This is a genomic window from Pseudomonas sp. PDM20 (genome assembly GCF_014852575.3).
Taxonomy (GTDB): Bacteria; Pseudomonadota; Gammaproteobacteria; order Pseudomonadales; family Pseudomonadaceae; genus Pseudomonas.
Window position 1 is genome coordinate 4,322,184 of the sequence record NZ_CM181224.1, and the last position, 16,607, is coordinate 4,338,790.

The 16,607-nt window shown below is 66.3% G+C and carries 15 protein-coding genes; 7 read left to right on the forward strand and 8 right to left on the reverse strand.

Annotated features, from left to right (window positions below; genetic code table 11):
* Position 1 precedes the first annotated feature (1 nt).
* The 6 genes from atuC (at position 2) to IB261_RS19690 (ending at position 8,788) form a co-directional block, all read left to right on the forward strand.
* Positions 2-1,618: a geranyl-CoA carboxylase subunit beta gene (gene atuC, locus IB261_RS19665; protein WP_192381322.1), complete on the forward strand. Its 1,617-nt coding sequence runs from the start codon at positions 2-4 to the stop codon at positions 1,616-1,618.
* A gap of 104 nt (positions 1,619-1,722) precedes the next feature.
* Positions 1,723-2,883 (forward strand): citronellyl-CoA dehydrogenase, encoded by a 1,161-nt coding sequence (gene atuD / locus IB261_RS19670; protein ID WP_081518676.1) that lies wholly within the window; start codon positions 1,723-1,725, stop codon positions 2,881-2,883.
* Positions 2,884-2,887: 4 nt separating this feature from the next.
* Entirely contained in the window at positions 2,888-3,682 is a 795-nt protein-coding gene (gene atuE, locus IB261_RS19675; protein WP_151187716.1) for an isohexenylglutaconyl-CoA hydratase, read from the forward strand.
* A 16-nt stretch (positions 3,683-3,698) separates the two neighbouring features.
* Positions 3,699-5,687 (forward strand): geranyl-CoA carboxylase subunit apha, encoded by a 1,989-nt coding sequence (gene atuF, locus IB261_RS19680; RefSeq protein ID WP_192381321.1) that lies wholly within the window; start codon positions 3,699-3,701, stop codon positions 5,685-5,687.
* Between the two features lie 118 nt (positions 5,688-5,805).
* Positions 5,806-6,627 (forward strand): SDR family oxidoreductase, encoded by an 822-nt coding sequence (locus IB261_RS19685; protein ID WP_081518679.1) that lies wholly within the window; start codon positions 5,806-5,808, stop codon positions 6,625-6,627.
* A gap of 343 nt (positions 6,628-6,970) precedes the next feature.
* On the forward strand, positions 6,971-8,788 hold the full coding sequence (locus IB261_RS19690; RefSeq protein WP_192224299.1) for a long-chain-acyl-CoA synthetase: 1,818 nt from the start codon (positions 6,971-6,973) through the stop codon (positions 8,786-8,788).
* Between the two features lie 60 nt (positions 8,789-8,848).
* Here IB261_RS19690 and IB261_RS19695 read toward each other — a convergent pair whose 3' ends face one another.
* From IB261_RS19695 to IB261_RS19730, 8 genes are all read right to left on the reverse strand, one after another.
* On the reverse strand, positions 8,849-9,433 hold the full coding sequence (locus IB261_RS19695) for a hypothetical protein (protein ID WP_192381320.1): 585 nt from the start codon (positions 9,431-9,433) through the stop codon (positions 8,849-8,851).
* Between the two features lie 126 nt (positions 9,434-9,559).
* Complete coding sequence (locus tag IB261_RS19700) at positions 9,560-10,279, reverse strand: hypothetical protein (protein ID WP_192381319.1); 720 nt, start codon at positions 10,277-10,279, stop codon at positions 9,560-9,562.
* Positions 10,276-10,869, reverse strand: coding sequence for an RNA polymerase sigma factor (locus IB261_RS19705; protein ID WP_151187723.1), 594 nt, complete (start codon positions 10,867-10,869; stop codon positions 10,276-10,278). Before IB261_RS19705 ends, IB261_RS19700 begins: the two co-directional genes overlap by 4 nt.
* A 289-nt stretch (positions 10,870-11,158) precedes the next feature.
* Positions 11,159-12,598, reverse strand: a complete 1,440-nt coding sequence (locus IB261_RS19710; protein WP_045212506.1) for an aminotransferase-like domain-containing protein — start codon at positions 12,596-12,598, stop codon at positions 11,159-11,161.
* A 106-nt stretch (positions 12,599-12,704) separates the two neighbouring features.
* On the reverse strand, positions 12,705-13,340 hold the full coding sequence (locus IB261_RS19715; protein WP_081518684.1) for a response regulator: 636 nt from the start codon (positions 13,338-13,340) through the stop codon (positions 12,705-12,707).
* A gap of 152 nt (positions 13,341-13,492) precedes the next feature.
* A complete protein-coding gene (locus IB261_RS19720; RefSeq protein ID WP_081518685.1) occupies positions 13,493-14,320 on the reverse strand; it encodes an OmpA family protein in 828 nt (275 codons plus the stop codon).
* Complete coding sequence (locus IB261_RS19725; RefSeq protein ID WP_192224522.1) at positions 14,317-14,661, reverse strand: DUF4398 domain-containing protein; 345 nt, start codon at positions 14,659-14,661, stop codon at positions 14,317-14,319. The genes IB261_RS19720 and IB261_RS19725 overlap by 4 nt, the downstream gene beginning before the upstream one ends.
* A 28-nt stretch (positions 14,662-14,689) precedes the next feature.
* Complete coding sequence (locus tag IB261_RS19730; RefSeq protein ID WP_151187724.1) at positions 14,690-15,517, reverse strand: substrate-binding periplasmic protein; 828 nt, start codon at positions 15,515-15,517, stop codon at positions 14,690-14,692.
* 97 nt (positions 15,518-15,614) lie between these two features.
* Between IB261_RS19730 and IB261_RS19735 the strand changes: the two genes are divergently transcribed.
* Positions 15,615-16,562: an alpha/beta fold hydrolase gene (locus IB261_RS19735; RefSeq protein ID WP_192381318.1), complete on the forward strand. Its 948-nt coding sequence runs from the start codon at positions 15,615-15,617 to the stop codon at positions 16,560-16,562.
* The last annotated feature ends 45 nt before the right edge of the window (positions 16,563-16,607 follow it).

A 16,607-nucleotide genomic window follows, 5' to 3' on the forward strand; every position in this document is an offset into this window, starting at 1 on the left:
GATGCCCGTCATCCAATCCGAAGTCGATCCCCAGGGCGAAGAATTCGCCCGCAACCGCGAGGCCATGCTGGCCGCCGTGGCGAGCTTCCGCGAGGTCGAGCAGAAGGTGCTGGACAAGGCCGCCGAGGCCAAGCCCAAGTTTGACAAGCGCGGCCAGTTGCTGCCGCGCGAACGCCTGAACCTGCTGCTGGACCCCGGCGCGCCGTTCCTCGAAATCTCCTCGCTGGCCGGCTACAAGCTGCATGACGACAAGGACGGCACCCAGGCCGGCGGCGGCATCATCTCCGGCATCGGCTACATCGCCGGGGTGCGCTGCCTGGTGACCGCCAGCAACAGCGCGATCAAGGGCGGCACCATCTCCCCCACCGGGCTGAAGAAGACCCTGCGCCTGCAGCAGATCGCCTTCGAGAACAAGCTGCCGGTGGTGGCGCTGACCGAGAGCGGCGGCGCCAACCTGAACTACGCGGCGGACATCTTCGTCGAGGGCGCGCGCGGCTTCGCCAACCAGGCACGCATGTCGGCTGCGGGTATTCCGCAGGTCACCGTGGTGCACGGTTCCTCCACTGCCGGCGGCGCCTACCAGCCGGGGCTGTCGGACTACGTGGTGGTGGTGCGCGGCAAGGCCAAGATGTTCCTCGCCGGCCCGCCGCTGCTCAAGGCCGCCACCGGTGAAATCGCCACCGACGAAGACCTCGGCGGCGCCGAACTGCACGCCCAAGTCGCCGGCACCGCCGAGTACCTGGCAGAGAACGACGCCGACGGCGTGCGCCTGGCCCGCGAAATCCTCGCTGCGCTGCCGTGGAATGCGCAGCTGCCGGCGCGCCCGCAGCAGGAATGGGATGCCCCGCTGCACCCCGCCGAGGAACTGCTCGGCGTGGTCCCGGCGGACGCCAAGAAGCCCTATGACGTGCGCGAGATCATTGCGCGCATCGCCGACGGCTCGCGCTTCCTCGACTTCAAGAACGAGTTCGACAGCCAGACCGTCTGCGGCCACCTGCACATCGAAGGCCACGCCTGCGGACTGATCGGCAACAACGGCCCGATCACCCCGCAGGGCGCGGCCAAGGCGGCGCAGTTCATCCAGCTGTGCGAGCAGAGCAACACGCCGATCCTGTTCCTGCACAACACCACCGGCTTCATGGTCGGCACCGAGTCCGAGCGCCTGGGCGTGATCAAGCACGGCTCGAAGATGATCCAGGCGGTGGCCAACGCCACGGTGCCCAAGCTCACACTGGTCGTCGGCGGCTCGTACGGGGCAGGCAACTACGCCATGTGCGGCCGCGGGCTGGACCCGCGCTTCATCTTCGCCTGGCCCAACAGCCGCACCGCCGTGATGGGCGGCGCCCAGGCCGGCAAGGTGCTGCGCATCGTCACCGAGGAAAAACACGCCAAGGAGGGCAAGGAGCCCGACCCGAAGATGCTCGACATGCTCGAACAGATGACCGCGCAGAAGCTCGACGCCCAGTCCACCGCGCTCTACGGCACGGCGAGCCTGTGGGACGACGGGCTGATCGACCCGCGCGACACCCGCGCGCTGCTCGGCTACCTGCTGGACATCTGCGCGGAGGCGGCAGTACGGCCGCTGAAGAACAACCGTTTCGGCGTCGCACGATTTTGACCGTAGGGCGCATGACGCCGCCGGCGTCATCCGCCAAGCCGGCGGATAAAGCGTTCCGCTTTATTCGCCCTACCTGACTTGAAAGATCCCACGGAGAACAAGAAATGATCTTCACCCAGGAACACGAAGAACTCCGCCGCACCGTCCGCAACTTCGTCGAGCGCGAGATCAACCCGTACGTCGACGAGTGGGAAAAGGCCGGACGCTTCCCGATCCATGAAGTCTTCAAGAAGGCCGGCGACCTGGGCCTGCTGGGTATCTCCAAGCCGGAGAAATTCGGCGGCATGGGCCTGGACTACAGCTACTCGGTGGTCGCCGCCGAGGAGTTCGGCACCATCCATTGCGGCGGCGTGCCGATGGCCCTGGGCGTGCAGACCGACATGTGCACCCCGGCCCTGGCGCGGTTCGGCTCCGACGAGCTGCGCGAGGAGTTCCTGCGCCCGGCGATCGCCGGCGAAATGGTCGGCTGCATCGGCGTCTCGGAAGTCGGCGCCGGTTCCGATGTGGCAGGCCTGAAGACCACCGCGCGTAAGGATGGCGACGACTACGTCATCAACGGCAGCAAGATGTGGATCACCAACTCGCCGTCGGCCGACTTCATCTGCCTGCTGGCCAACACCTCCGACGACAAGCCCCACGTCAACAAGTCGCTGATCATGGTGCCGATGAAGTCCAAGGGCATCAGCGTCAGCCCGCACCTGGACAAGCTCGGCATGCGCAGCTCGGAGACCGCCCAGGTATTCTTCGACGACGTGCGCGTCCCGCAGCGCAACCGCATCGGCGCCGAGGGCGCGGGCTTCATGATGCAGATGCTGCAGTTCCAGGAAGAACGCCTGTTCGGCGCCGCCAGCGGGATCAAGGGGCTGGAATACTGCGTCAACGCCACGATCGAGTACTGCAAGGAGCGCAAGACCTTTGGCCAGTCGCTGATCGACAACCAGGTCATCCACTTCCGCATGGCCGAGCTGATGACCGAGATCGAGTGCCTGCGCGCCCTCACCTACCAGGCCACCGAGCAGTACATCCGCGGCAAGGACGTGACCCGCCTGGCCTCCATGGCCAAGCTCAAGGTCGGCCGCCTGGCCCGTGAAGTCACCGACGCCTGCCTGCAGTACTGGGGTGGCCAGGGCTTCATGTGGGAAAACCCGGTCTCGCGCGCCTACCGCGACACCCGCCTGGTTTCCATCGGCGGCGGCGCCGACGAAATCATGCTGGGCATCATCTGCAAGATGATGGGCACCCTGCCGGGCAAGAAGAAGGGCTGATGCCATGACCCTGCCGAACTGCGAAACCCTGCTGCTGGAGCGTGACGGCGGCGTGCTGCACGTCACCCTGAACCGCCCGGACAGCCGCAACGCCATGAGCCTGGCGATGGTCGGCGAACTGCGCGCGGTGCTAGCCGCCGTGCGCGACGACCGCGGCGTGCGCGCCATCGTCCTGCGCGGCGCCGGCGGGCACTTCTGCGCCGGTGGCGACATCAAGGACATGGCCGGCGCCCGCGCCGCCGGCCCGGACGCCTACGCCGCGCTGAACCGTGCTTTCGGTGGCCTGCTGGAAGAAGCACAGGCGCAACCCCAGGTGCTGGTCGCCGTGCTGGAAGGCGCGGTGCTCGGCGGCGGCTTCGGCCTTGCCTGCGTTTCGGACATCGCCCTGGCGGCGATGGACGCGCAGTTCGGCCTGCCGGAAACCAGCCTCGGCATCCTGCCAGCGCAGATCGCGCCCTTCGTGGTGAAGCGCATCGGCCTGACCCAGGCGCGCCGCCTGGCGCTCACCGCCGCCCGTTTCGACGGCCGCGAGGCGCTGCGCCTGGGCCTGGTGCATGCCTGCGCGGACAGCGCCGAAAACCTCGGCGAACAGCTTGCCCAGACACTCGAGCAGATCCGCCGCTGCGCCCCCGGTGCCAACGCCGCCACCAAAGCGCTGCTGCTGGCCACCGAGAGCGAAGCCCTCGGCCCGCTGCTGGACGACGCTGCCCGTCAGTTCGCCGCCGCAGTGACCGGCGCGGAAGGCGCCGAAGGCACCCTGGCCTTCGTGCAGAAACGCAAACCGAACTGGGCGCAGTAGCCCCGAGGAAACCGTCATGCCCAGTTTCGACAAGATCCTCATCGCCAACCGTGGCGAGATCGCCTGCCGGGTGATCCGCACCGCCCACGACCTGGGCTACCGCACCGTGGCCGTGTACAGCGAGGCCGACGCCAATGCCCGCCATGTACAACTGGCCGACGAGGCGGTGTGCATCGGCCCGGCACCGGTGGGCCAGTCCTACCTGAAACCCGAGGCCATCCTCGATGCGGCGAAACGCACGGGAGCAGGCGCCGTCCACCCCGGCTACGGCTTCCTCTCGGAGAACGCCGACTTCGCCCGCGCCTGCGAGGCCGCCGGCATCGTCTTCATCGGCCCCGGCGTGGAAGCCATCCACCTGATGGGCAGCAAGCGCCTGTCGAAGATCTCCATGCTCGAAGCCGGCGTGCCCTGCATCCCCGGATACGAAGGCGCCGAGCAGGATGACGCCACCCTCACCCGCGAAGCACAGCGCATCGGCTACCCGCTGATGATCAAGGCCAGCGCCGGCGGTGGCGGGCGCGGCATGCGCCTGGTGACCCGCAGCGAAGACCTCGCCGAACAGTTGCGCACCGCACGCTCGGAAGCGCAGAACGCCTTCGGCAGCGGCGAGCTGATCCTGGAAAAAGCCGTGGTGCAGCCACGCCACGTGGAAATCCAGGTGTTCGGCGACAGCCACGGCCATATCGTTTATCTGGGCGAGCGCGACTGCTCGGTGCAGCGCCGCCACCAGAAAGTCATCGAGGAAGCGCCCTGCCCCGTACTCAGCGAGGAACTGCGCGCGGCCATGGGCGAGGCCGCGGTAAAGGCCGCCGCTTCGGTGAACTATGTGGGCGCCGGCACCGTGGAGTTCCTGCTGGACGCCAGCGGCGCCTTCTACTTCCTGGAAATGAACACCCGCCTGCAGGTGGAGCACCCGGTCACCGAGCTGGTGACCGGCCAGGACCTGGTGGCCTGGCAGATCCGCGTCGCCGAAGGCCACCCGCTGCCGCTCACTCAGGAACAGATCCAGCTCAAGGGCCACGCCATCGAAGTGCGCCTGTACGCCGAGGACGCAGGTGGCGGCTTCCTCCCGCAGACCGGCCAGGTGTTGCGCTGGACACCGCCGCAGCTGGACGGCATCCGCATCGACCACGGCCTGCGCGAGGGCCAGCCGGTGACGCCGTTCTACGACCCGATGCTGGCCAAGGTCATCGCCTATGGCGCCACCCGCGACGAGGCGCGGCGCAAGCTGATACGAGCCGTCGAGGACTGCGTGCTGCTGGGCGTGACCGGCAACCAGCGCTTCCTCGCCAACCTGCTCAAGCACCCGGAATTCGCCGCCGGCAAGGCCACCACCGCGTTCATCGGTGAGCAGTTCGCCGGCGACCCGAGCCTGGCCCCGCGCCAGCCGCAGGCGCTGGAACTGGCCTGTGCCGCCGCCCTGCTCTACCAGGCCTCGGCCAGCGACCGCGCGCACCAGCCCGGCCTTTCCGGCTGGCGCAGCGCCGGCAGCGCACCGTGGCGCTTCTCGCTCAAGCATGGCGAGGAGAAATTCGTCGTCGAACTGCAAGTCCGCGAGCACGGCCCCCAGCCGACGCTGCTGGCGCACATCGGTGACAGCGAGATCAACCTGCGCCTGCTCGGAGAAGAGAACGGCGACGCCGTCCTCGAAGCCGACGGCATCCGCCGCAGACTGCCCTTCCATCGCGAAGGCGCGCGCCTGTGGCTGTATGGCGCGGACGGCAACCTGGAACTGCAGGACGTCACCCATGAACCGGCCGGTGCTGCAGCAGGCGCGGGCTCCGGCACGGTAAAGGCGCCGATGGATGGCGCCATCGTCGACGTGCTGGTGGCCGAGGGCGCGCGGGTCAGCAAGGGCCAGCTGCTGCTGGTGCTGGAAGCGATGAAGATGGAGCACCCGCTCAAGGCCGGCGTCGACGGCGTGATCCGCCGCGTGCAGGTGAGCAAGGGCGAGCAGGTGAAATCCCGGCAGCTGCTGGTGGAGGTCGAGGCCGAGGAAGCCTGATCCCGCACTCCCTGTAGGAGCACGCCATGCGCGCGATCGCGGACATGGCCCGCTCCTACAGAAATGACACCGAAACCATTCCGTCAGAACAAGACCACAAGAACACGGAGCCCCAACCATGTCCCTCAAAGGCAAGACTCTCTTCATCACCGGCGCCAGCCGTGGCATCGGCCGCGAGATCGCGCTGCGCGCCGCCCGCGACGGCGCCAACATCGTCATCGCCGCCAAGAGCGCCGAGCCCCACCCGAAACTCGAAGGCACCATCTTCAGCGTCGCCGAGGAAGTCGAGGCTGCCGGCGGCAAGGCGCTGGCCCTGCAACTGGACGTGCGCGACGAGAACGCCGTGCGCGACGCCATGGCCAAGGCCGCCGAGCACTTCGGCGGGATCGACGCGGTGGTCAATAACGCCGGCGCCATCAAGCTGGTCGGCGTGGAGCGCCTGGAGCCCAAGCGCTTCGATCTCATGTACCAGATCAACACCCGCGCCGTGATGGTCTGCAGCCAGGCCGCGCTGCCCTACCTGAAGCAGAGCAAGGGCCACATCCTCAGCCTGTCGCCGCCGATCAACCTGGCCGGCAAGTGGTTCGCGCAGCACGGCCCCTACACCGTCACCAAATACGGCATGAGCATGCTCACCCTGGGGATGCACGAGGAGTTCAAGAAGTACGGCATCAGCGTCAACGCCCTGTGGCCGAAGACCATGATCGCCACTGCCGCCATCGAGTTCGAACTGGGCAGCCGCGACGCCTTCAAGCGCGCCCGCACGCCGGCAATCATGGCCGACGCCGCCTATGCCATCCTCTCCAGCAGCGAACGCGCCATCAGCGGCCGCCTGCTGATCGACGAGGACATCCTCCGCGAACAGGGCCAGAACGACTTCGAGCAGTACCGCTTCGACCCGAACGGCGGCAGTCTGGTACCCGACCTGTTCCTCGACTGACCGCTGCCACCCATCGCACCACGGCCAACGGCGGATAACCGCGAGCGGTTATTCGCCCTAGGTCCCTTCCAGGCACCAGCTCCCCGTAGGGCGCATAACGCGGCACGCGTTATGCGCCGAAAGGCCGCCAATGCCCCGCCCCGCGGCATTTACCAATCGACACAATCCCGCCCTGGCCGCCCGGCCATCCGCTCCTAGACTGCGATGAATGCTCATCGGCCGGTTTGCCGATCTGACTTGCGCCAGGCGCATCAGGGCCATAGCCGAGCGTCAGGGAGCGACCTAGAGTCGCGCAGACCTGTCTGCACGCCACGGACAACAATGACAATAAGGGCACGCGTCAATGAGCCACGCCGATATCATCACCCCGACCCGCTTCCTCGCCCACCTGCCGGCCACCCTCGGTCGCGTGCCACGCATGCTGCGCGGGCTGTACTACACCGGCATCCGCAACCGCGAGAAGAATCTCTCCCTGGGCTGGGCGCTGGAGCGCGCCGCGCGCCTCTACCCGGACAGCCCGGCGTTGATCGACGAACGGCGGCGCCTGTCCTACGCGCTCTTCAACGGCTGGGCCAACCGCCTGGCGCGGGCCTTCCAGGCCGAAGGCGTAGGCCACGCCAGCGTGGTTGCGGTGATGCTGGAGAACCGCGCCGAACTCATGGTGGTGCTTGCCGCCCTGGCCAAGCTCGGCGCCATCGGCGCGCTGGTCAACACCACCCAGCGCGGCCAGGTGCTCAGCCATAGCCTGAACCTGGTCAAGCCCAGCCACTTCGTGGTCGGCGAGGAACTGCGCGAGGCTTTCGAGGACGTCCGCCCGGCCCTGGAGAACAGCGGCGGGCGCTGCTACTGGATCGCCGACGGTGAAGACTCGGCACAGGCCCCGGCCGGCTGGCAGAGCCTGATGCGCCTGGCGCAGGAACAGGATTCGAACAACCTCGCCGAGACAGCGCGGGTACGTCTGAAAGACGCCTGCTTCTACATCTACACCTCCGGCACCACCGGCCTGCCGAAAGCCTCGATCATGAGCCACGGCAAGTGGATCAAGGCCTACGGCGGCTTCGGCCACTCAGGGCTCGGGCTGACCAACAGCGACGTGCTCTACCTGACCCTGCCCTGCTACCACAACAACGCCGTGACCGTCTGCTGGAGCGCCGTGCTCGCCGGTGGCGCGGCCATCGCCCTGCGCCGCAAGTTCTCCGCCAGCGCGTTCTGGAAGGACGTGCAGGCCTACCAGGCGACCTGCTTCGGCTACATCGGCGAGCTCTGCCGGTACCTGCTCAACCAGCCGCAATGCGAAGAAGAGCGCGGCAACACCCTGACCTGCATGATCGGCAACGGCCTGCGCCCGTCGATCTGGAACGAGTTCAAGGAACGCTTCGGCATCGAGCGCATAACGGAGTTCTATGCCTCAAGCGAGGGCAACATCGGCTTCACCAACGTATTCAACTTCGACAATACCGTGGGCTTCTCGCCGGCAACCTACGCGATCGTGCGCTATGACCTGGAAAACGACCAGCCAGTGCGCGGCACCAGGGGCTTCATGGAAAAGGTCGACAAGGGTGAGGCGGGGCTGCTGATCAGCGAGATCAGCGACAAGTGGCCGTTCGACGGCTACACCGACCCGGCCAAGAGCGAAGCGGTGATCTACCGCAACGTGTTCAAGGAAGGCGATACCTGGTTCAACACCGGCGACCTGATGCGCGACATCGGCTTCAAGCACACGCAGTTCGTCGACCGCCTGGGCGACACCTTCCGCTGGAAAGGCGAGAACGTCTCCACCACCGAAGTGGAAAACGCCCTGGGCGCCTTCCCCGGCGTGGAGGATGCGGTGGTCTATGGCGTGGAGATTCCGGGCACCAACGGCCGCTGCGGCATGGCCGCGCTGCGCCTGGCCGACGGCGCCAGCCTGGACGCCGCGCTGCTGGCGGCGCACCTGGACCGCGAGCTGCCGGCCTACGCGGTGCCGCTGTTCCTGCGCCTGCTGGTCCAGGTGGAGACCACCGGGACCTTCAAGTACAAGAAGACCGACCTCAAGCGCAACGCCTACGATCCCTCAGCCGTGACCGAGGCGCTGTTCGTGCGACTGCCCGGCGAGGCGGACTACCGGGCGCTGGACGGGGAACTGTTCGAGGCAATTCGCGGCGGTGTGCACCGCTTCTGAACTACCCCATGGCGCGCACAACTTTCGCGGTTGTGCGCGGCCCTCACCTGCACTGAGAAATCAGTTGCGGAACTGAAACTGCAATTCGGCGCCGCGGATATCCGAGTGCCAGCTGTCGTCGTTGGTTTCGCGCTCATTCGGCTCGCGCGAGATCAACCGGCCACCCACCTGGAACGGGCTTTGCCCGGTCTTTTCACCGAACATCTGCGGCAGCAGCGGCTTGTCTTCCAGCTCGGCCAGCGGCTTTTCAGGGTCGAGCTGGTGGAGCATGTCCTTGGGCAGACGCAGGTCGAGCTTCACCGGCGGCAGCGGCTGCTTGACCACGGGATCGACCGCCTTCTTCACCTGTGCCGGGGTCTTCGACGGCGCCTTGGCCTCGGGCTTGATGGCCGCTTCGACCGCCGGCGCCTTGGGCGAGGCCACGGCCTTGGCCGCAGCGGGCTTGGCTTCCGATTCGCGCGGTTGCTCGGCGGCCGGCTCAGGCGCGGGCGCGCTGGCCGCTGGCGCCGGCACTGCAGCGGGCGCTGGAGCCGGCACTGCAGCGGGCGCTGGAGCCGGAGCGGCAGCCTTGTCCTTGTGCTCATCACCACAGGCGGCGAGCAGCAGGGACAAACTGGCGACAATGAGAATTCGGGACTTCGTCATGGAGCGAACCGTCAGAAAAACCGCGCAATGCTGGCGCGAGATGCGAGGCAGAGCAAGAGCCTTGCCATGACAAACCATTACGGCGATCAGTCTGACAGGCGCGCACTGAACCCGGCCTGTCATTGATCAAGGGTTGTCAGGCAAATCCCTCAGGGCCTGATCGATATCCAGGTCCGGGAAGCGCTGCCGCAAGCTCTCGCGCACCCGTTCAGCGTCCTCCTTCTGCCCCTTGTTCTGCAAGTCGCGCAGATGCAACAGGCTGGTGCGCGGCTCGTCGGCCTCCGCCGCCAACGCCTGCACCTTTCCCTGTGCCTGTCTGTCTGGCTGCTCCTGGGCATCAGAAAGCTCGCGAGTCTCTGCCTGAGCCTTGGCCTTCGCACTCTCCATGGCCATTTTCTTGCTCATCGGCGCAGACTTGGCGAGCTCTTCCATAGAGACGCCGGCAGCCGCGCTATCCCTCTGCGGTGTGGCCATGCTTGGCTCCGCCGCATAGGGCGCGGCAGCCGGAGCCGCTGGCGGCGCCATGGCCGGAGCCGGAGCCGGCGCGCGCATCATCGCCGGAGCCACTGGTGCATCGAAGCGATCCGGCGCCTCTTCGTAGGTGCGCAGGGTCAGGCTCAGGCCGACGCCCAGCGTCGCCAGGCCCGCCACGGCGACACCCCAACGCTGCCGGCTGCCAGAACCCAGCAGCCAGTGGTGCAGGCGCTGGGCGAGGCCGGGCTTCTTCTCCTGCACGGCAGCACGGGCGGCGGCCAGGATGCGCGCGTCCAGCTGCGCCGACGGCTGCTCATCGCTGTGCCGGCGGTAGTGCTCGAGCATGTCCTGCTCGTGCGGATCGCGATTCATGGATTCACCTCCTCGGTCACCGACGGGTCGGACAACAACCGACGCAGTTTTTGCATGGCATAGCGAAGCCGGCTCTTCACCGTTTCGGCCGGAGTCTTCGTCAGTTCGGCAATTTCGTTCAGCTCCAGGTCGCCGTGGGTGCGCAGCAGGAACACTTCGCGCTGCTCTTCCGGCAGTGACTCCAGCGCGCCCTGCAGGCGCTGCTGGTCGCGACTCAGGCTCAGCTCGCGCTCTGGGTCGACGCTTTCGCCAACCAGGGCCTCGCCATGCAACTGCTCGTCGAAGCTCTCCTGACGGCTCTGGTGTCGGCCCAGTTTGCGCCAGTGGTCGATCAGGCGGTTGCGGCCGATCTGGTACAGCCAGGTCTTGAAGCTGGCCGCCCCCATCGGCTGGCTGTCGCTGCGAATCAGGCTCATCCAGGTTTCCTGGAACACTTCCTCGGCCTGGGCGTGGTCGCCACACAGGCCACAGAGGAAACGGAACAGGCCGAGGCGATGGCGAGCATAGAGCTCAGCGAAGGCCTCGGCATCGCCTTGTCGGTAGCGTCGCAGCAATGCCGCGTCGCTTTCGTCCTTGGGGGATATCTTCAACTCTCTCGATCCGTAACGGGGCAGGTTTCGACTGGCTTCTCGCCAGCGGCCGAGTAGTGCCGATGGCGCGGGCGCCGGGATAGCGCCGTGGCTATCAGGCAGAAGGATTGGCGTGGCAAGCGGCACGGTGGCGGCCTCGTCGAAGGATCATCTTCCTTGGACGAGACGGCGCCGGTAGTCGGGTTAACCGTCGACAAGCATTGACCCAGGAGAGGGCTCCGACCGCGACGGTATCCGGCCCGCTGCGGACCTGTCGCGGACAGAACCCGCCACTGCGCAAGCCGGACACTTACGCGGCGATCAGCTCCTCCTGGCAGAGCTGGCAGGCCAGCATGCCAAGGGTCATGATCGCCCGCTCCGCCTCGCGGTCCCAGGGGATGCCACAGGTCAGGCGCAGGCAGTTGTTGAACTGCTCGGTATTACTGAAGATCAGCCCCGGCGCGATGCTGATGCCCTGCTCCAGCGCGCGTACGTGCAGCTCCTTGGTGTTCACCTTGGCCGGCAGGCTGACCCAGAGGATGAAGCCGCCCTTGGGCCGGGTCATCTGCGTGCCTTCGGGGAAGTACTGCTGCACTGCCAGCTGGTAGGCGGTCATGTTCTTGCGGTACTCCTGGCGGATGTAGCGCAGGTGCCGGTCGTAGCCGCCATTCTCCAGGTACGCCGCCACGCCCATCTGGGTGACGGTGCACGCCGAATGCGTGGTGAAGGTCTGCAGGCGGCGGATTTCCTCCTGGTAGCGCTCGGTGATGATCCAGCCGATGCGCACGCCGGGGGAAATGGTCTTGGAGAAACTCGAGCAATACACCACACGGCCGTCACGGTCGTGGGCCTTGAGCGCCTTGGTCTGGCCCTGGTCGAACATCAGTTCGCCGTAGATATCGTCCTCGATCACCCCGATGTTGTGCTCGGCGGTGAGCTTGAGCAGCGCTTTCTGGCGGTCCTCAGGAATGGTGCCGCCCAGCGGGTTGCTCAGGCGCGCGGTCAGCACCAGCGCCTTGATGGGCCACTGGTTGGCGGCCAGTTGCAGGGCCTCCAGGCTGATGCCGGTCAGCGGGTCGCTGGGGATCTCGATAACCTTGAGGCCGAGGATGTCGGCCAACTGCAGCAAGCCGTAGTAACTCGGCGACTCGGTGGCGATCAGGTCGCCCGGACGGGTCATCACGCGCAAGGCCATGTGGATGGCGTCCACGCAGCCATGGGTGATGGTCACCTGGGTCGGGTCGACCACCACGCCGGCATCACGCATGCGGATCGCCACCTGGCGACGCAGCGGCTCGTAGCCGGGGCTGAACATGTAGCTGAAGGCGCGCGGACTGGAGAATCGCGTGACCTTGGCCAGTTGCTGGTGCAGCGCGCGAACCGGGAGGTAATCCACGTGCGGCACGGCAGCCCCCAGCGGAAACACGCCTTCGCGGCGCGCTTCGGCGAGCACCTGGTTGATGATGCTGCTGCGCGTGACCAGGCCGGGCCGCTCGACTCGGGCGATGTCCGGGGTCGAAGCTGTCAGCGCCGGCGTGCGGTGTACGTAGAAACCGGACTGCGGGCGCGCGCGGATCAGCCCCTGGTCTTCGAGGGTGGCATAGGCCTGGAGCACCGTGGCATGGCTGACGTTGAGCTGGGTGCTCAGCTTGCGCACGGACGGCACGCGCTCGCCCGGCTGGTAGACACCACGACGGATGTCTTCCGCCAGTTGCTGGGCGATGCGCTGGTACAGCAGCAGATTGGACATGACGGCCATCCCTCGGTCATTGAACCGAAACAGTAGCCAAAAAGTGCAAACTGTTCCAGAACAGTCGGAGGCATTCCGTCCGATACAGTTACGCCGCCCTGCCCGCTCAGATCTCCCCGAGCCAGTCCAGCAGCCCCGCCACCACCAGTTGCGCGTCGGTGGTCAGGCCGAGCTTCTGCATGGCGTTGCGCTTGTGGGTGCTGATGGTGGAGACACTGCGGTTGGTCCGCTCGGCGATTTCCCCAACCGTGGCGCCATGGGCCAGGCGGCGGATGATATCGATCTCGGTCGGGCTCAGCGGCTTGCCGGTATGGCGCGGCGGTCGCAGCATCGGATCGATGTAGGTCTCGCCCTTGCGGATGCGGGCGATGGCGTCGTCCAGCAGGCTCAGCGGGTTGCGCTTGCAGACATAGCCCACGGCGCCGCACTTGACCGCTGCGGTCGCCAACAGTGGCGCGCCCATGACCGAGTAGACCAGTACAGGCACTTCCGGATGGTGGCGCTGCAGCCATTCGATCAGGTGCACGCCGTCACGCCCGCGGGCGCCGGGCAGCGCCAGCTCGACAATGGCCAGGTCGACCTCGGGATGGGCAGTGAGCACATCCAGCAGGCTGTCGGTGTCGCTGACGAAGGCTTTCACCTGCGCCAGTTCGCGCTCCAGCAGATAGCGTTCCAGACCCCAACCGATCATCGGTTGCGGGTCCGCCACGATTACATTGAAAAGCTTCTTTTCCGATGACATCTCGTTCTCTCGTCTACAGCTCCCCTGAGGGGATTAGTCGCACTTGGCTATTTTCGCCAAGCTGCCACTCGAAAGATTTCGAGATCCCCCTGACAAAAAACCCCGGAGCCGAGGCTTCCGGGGTTTTCCTGTGACGGGATATTGCGAAGGGATCAGCGTTCGGCGCCGAGCTGGCCCTTCTCATCGGAGAAGACGATCTCCACCCGGCGATTCTGCGCGCGCCCCAGCGACGAGGCGTTGTCCGAGATCGGATAGGCCTCGCCATAGCCCTGCACCTGCACGCGTTTCTCGTCCACACCCAGGTCGGTCAGCGCGTCAGCCACGGCCTGCGCGCGATCCTTGGACAGCTGCAGATTCTGCTCGCGGTCGCCTTCGCCGTCGGTGTAGCCCTCGATGCGGATCACCCGGCGCGGGTTGAGCTGGAGGAACTGCACCAGCTTGAGCACGGTGCGATTGGCGGCGGGCTTGAGGTCCGCTTCGCCGCTGTCGAACAGCACGTCGCCGAGGGTCAGCACCAGGCCTCGCTCGGTTTCGTTGGTGGCGAGGCTGACCATCTGCTGCTCCAGCCACTTGCTCTGTTCCTGCACGTTGAGCAGGCGTGCTTCGCGCATCGCCAGCTGCAGGCGCTCGCGCTCCATCTGCTGCTTGCCCAGGCGCTCCTGGTTCAGCGCCAGGTTGCTATGCTCGCGAGCGATCTCGCTGTAGCGCTGGCTGAGGTAGGAGTACTGCAGTACGTCGTCACTGCTGCCCCAGTAGTTGGACAGACGCTCGGCACGGGCCAGCGACTCGCCGGCGCGGATCACATCCTTGGGCGCACTACGCAACACCGAGGAGTCTTCCTTCACGGCCTGGAACTGCAGGCGGGCCTGCTCCAGGGACTTCTCGCTGAGCTGGCTGTTGGCGCAGCCGGCCAGCAGCGCGACGGCGGAAAGAGCCCCCAGCCACGAGGAGCTACGGCGCAACAGTTGTGCGGAAGTCATTGCACTTCTCCCAACTGTTTGCGCAGGCGGTTGATGCTCTTGCTCTGCTCGGCCAGTTGCTCGGCGCTCTTGCGCGTCAGCTCCTTGGCCTCGGCCAGGCGGGCGTCGAGCTCGGCCTGCTCGGCGAGCTGCCGGGCCTTCTTGTTCGAGCCGACTGCCAGGGCGCCCCTGGCGGCCTGGTACTTGTCCTCGGCGAGCTTGAGCTCGGCCACGTCATCGGTCGCACCCACGGCCTTGGCCTGTTCCAGCGCCTGCTCGGTGAGGCGCATCTGTTCGTTGGGTGCCGGGTCGTTCGTCGCACAGCCGGCCAATGCAAACAAAGCCAGGCCGGCGACCATCATCCGTCGATTGATCACGAAATCTATTGTCCTACTCGGTGGGAGTGCTGGCAGGCTGAAGCTGCTGGGCCTTCCAGCGGGCCAGGTTGTCCTGCAGCAGGCGCTGCGGGACTCCGGCGGCCGTCAATTCTGTCATTTTTTTTGCCAGTTGTCCGCGCAGCCACGGGTCATTGCAGGCCGAGTTGTGCGCTACGGTCAGGTACAGACCTTCGCTGGAGATCGGCGGTTCCAGCGGCTGCAGGTCGTCGGCCATGCCGAGGGTATCGGCGACTGCCAGGCCGGGGTAGTGCTCGTAGATCACATAATCCGAGCGCTTGAGCAGCAGCTTCTGGAAGGCCTGGGTCAGGCTGGGCACCTCTTCCAGGGTCAGCTCCTGCTTGGCGAAGCTGTCGAAGTCCGGGCCGAAGCTGTTGTTCACCAGGGTGCCGCCCTTCAGGCCGCGCAGGTCGTCACGACCGGTATAGGGCGTGGTGGCGTCCTTGCGCATCCACACCACGTTGTCGGTGGTGAGGAAGGCCGGATGGATGTAGTCCATGGTCTCCAGGCGCGGCGGCGTGAGGAAGGCACCGGCAATCAGGTCGACCCGACCCAGCCGCGCCTCTTCCTGAGCACGCGCCCAGGAACCGGTGTAGATCACCCGGATATTCACCCCGACCGCCTTGCCGATCTGCTCCAGCAGGTCGGCGTTGGCGCCGATCAGGCGCTCCGGCTGCGCCGGGTCGCGCCACAGATAAGGCGGGTATTCCGGATTGCCGGTGGCCACCAGGCGTTCGCACTTGCCAGCCGCGGAACCGGCCAGGGGAATGGAGAAAGTCACCAGCAACAGCGCCGCACGGATCAGCGTGGAGCAATCAGGCATCGGTAGTCTCGCTCGCCAGAAGAAAGAACGGCCATGCTTAGAGCCGCAAAATGCTAGCGTAAAGCACACCGACCCGATTTGGTAATAAGGACTTCTCATGAAGAAAGCCCTTCTGGCCCTTCTCCTGGCGATAGCCGTCACCGCTGGCGTGCTGTACGCCTTCCCCTCTACCCTGCTGGCGACCGCGCAGTACGTCGAAAGCGCCCGCGCCCGGCTGTCCACCAACAGCCTGCAGGTCGACGACCTCGACATCACCTACTACGAGGGCGGCCCGGATAAGGCCCAGACCATCCTGCTGATCCACGGCTTCGGCGCCGACAAGAGCAACTGGCCGCGTTTCGCTCGCTTCCTCACCAAGGACTATCACGTCATCGCGGTCGACCTGCCAGGCTTCGGCGACAGCAGCAAACCTGCGAACATCAGCTACGACGTCGGCACCCAGGCCGAGCGCCTGGCGGATTTCATGCGCGAACAGGGCATCGGCCGCTTCCACGTGGTCGGCAACTCCATGGGCGGGCATATCGCCGCACTGCTGGCCGCGCGGCATCCGCAGGAAGTGCTGTCGGTCGGCCTGTTCGACAATTCCGGCGTCATCGCACCGCACCCGAGCGAGCTGTTCGAGCGCCTCAAGAACGGCGAAAACCCGCTGGTGCTGCGCTCGGTAGACGACTTCCCAGCCCTGCTCGACTTCGTCTTCGTGCAGAAGCCGCCGCTGCCGTCGCGGCTGCAGGACTATCTGGCGGAACGCTCGCTGGAGCGCAGCGCGTTCAACGGCATGGTCTTCCAGCAGCTACGTGAGCGCTATATCCCGCTGGAACCCGAGTTGCCGAAGATTACTGCGCCGACCCTGCTGCTGTGGGGCGACCGCGACCGCGTACTGGACGTTTCCAGCATCGATGTGATGAAGCCGCTGCTGAAGAAACCCAGCGTGGCCATCCTGCGCGATTGCGGCCACGTGCCGATGATCGAGCGCCCGGAGGAAACCGCCCGCCTCTACCTGGACTTCCTCCAGCGCAATCACACGCCCGTGACCGCATCGAACTGAAGCAGGCTGGAAAACAGAAACGGCGCCCGAAGGCGCCGTTTCTAC